The organism is Campylobacter sp. TTU-622, from assembly GCF_016598965.1.
Taxonomy (GTDB): domain Bacteria; phylum Campylobacterota; class Campylobacteria; order Campylobacterales; family Campylobacteraceae; genus Campylobacter_D.
The window spans coordinates 1-1,492 of the sequence record NZ_JAENKR010000152.1; the positions used below are offsets into that span (position 1 = coordinate 1).

At 26.7% G+C, this 1,492-nt stretch carries 2 protein-coding genes and 1 pseudogene; 1 reads left to right on the forward strand and 2 read right to left on the reverse strand.

Going from position 1 to position 1,492, the window contains the following annotated elements:
• Both JG677_RS08085 and pseF read right to left on the reverse strand, forming a co-directional pair.
• Positions 1-182, reverse strand: a pseudogene (locus JG677_RS08085) (class I SAM-dependent methyltransferase); the annotation flags it as partial.
• The gene (pseF, locus tag JG677_RS08090; RefSeq protein ID WP_200286125.1) at positions 173-868 is read right to left on the reverse strand and encodes a pseudaminic acid cytidylyltransferase; all 696 of its coding nucleotides are present in this window, start codon (positions 866-868) and stop codon (positions 173-175) included. The pseudogene JG677_RS08085 and the gene pseF, both read right to left, overlap by 10 nt.
• Positions 869-945: 77 nt before the next feature.
• Between pseF and JG677_RS08095 the strand changes: the two genes are divergently transcribed.
• Positions 946-1,492 (forward strand): DUF2920 family protein (locus JG677_RS08095; RefSeq protein WP_200286127.1); only part of this gene is annotated, 547 nt, incomplete at its 3' end.

The window sequence follows — 1,492 nt, forward strand, 5'->3', positions numbered from 1 at the left end:
TTACTAAGCTCAACACCTAAACACTCATAATCATAATTTGCAAAAAGGCTTAAATTGTTGCCATTGTGTGAAGCAAATTCTAAAACCTTCGCATTTTTTAAAGTATCAAGTTTATTTTTAAAAAACCATCTTACAATTTCCATATCAGGATATTTAAATCCTTTTAAATTCTTTATAAACATCCTTGATTCCTTTTAAACAGCAATTTAGCAAATTCTAAATCTTGTGGAGTATCTATATCACATACCAAAGTTCTAGGCAATACATAAACACTAGAATAAGACTTAAACATAAAGTTAGTTTCAAGCCAAGCTTTGCTCTTTCCAAAATAAAATGTTCCTGTATCATGATAAGCTTTGATTAAATCTTGTGATCTTTTATTATAATATTCCTCATCAAACATAAAAACATTTTGTTTATCATCTAAGTAAAATGCCCTTTGTATAGGGTATGCAAACTCAGTAGCACCAAAAAGAAATTTACTCTCATTTTGAGTAAAAATTTCATAAGCATCTTTTAAAATTTTCTCATCAATCAAAGGCGCTGTTGCATAAAGACAACAAACATTATCATAATTTTGATTTTTTAAAGCTAAAACTTTAATGGCATTTTGTATAACAGCCGTACTTGAAGTAAAATCATCACTTAAGCTTTCATCTCTTTTAAAAGGAACTTTTGCTCCATATTGTAATGCTACTTCTATGATCTCATCATCATCACTTGAAACAATAACTTCATCAAAAAGTTTTGAATTTAAAGCATTTTCTATACTATAAGCAATCAAAGGTTTGCCTAAAAAATCAACAATATTTTTTCTAGGAATTCTTTTGCTTCCTCCACGTGCTGGAATAATACAAAGATTTTTCATTTTTGCCCTTCAAAATTAAAACTTTATTTTACTAAGTTTGAGTATAATTGTTTCTTATTTTTACAAAAAGATTTACTATGTTAATTAACAAATCCTATAAAATTAATTCTTGTGATGATGTTGAACTTAATATAAAAAGAGAAAGTAAGCTTGAGTATAGAATTACTTTTGATGATAGTAAAGATATAAAAGCTATAGTTTTTATCATAGGTGATTTTGGAGCTAATGCTAATATATCTTTTTTAGATTTTGATAGAGAATATTTAGCTAAAAATTTTGATGTAGCTGTGGTTAATGTTTTTTATCATTGTTTTTGCATGAGAAAAAGTTTAGATGAAGAATATAGTGCGATAACTTCTTTTACAGGATTAGACTTACCTAATTTAAAATCTTGCTTAGAAAAACTCAATATCAATACCTATAATCTATCCATCAATAATGCTCAAGCTTATTATGAAATTTTAAATCAAACCTTGTATGAACTAAAGGCTGAAAACAAACTTGATAATAATTATAAAGCCATCTTTACTTCAACCTTTATCCCACCAAATAATGAATATCAAAACTATGGCATTATGGCAGCAATTGATCATATCAACGCTTTAAAAGATATAGTTAAAAACT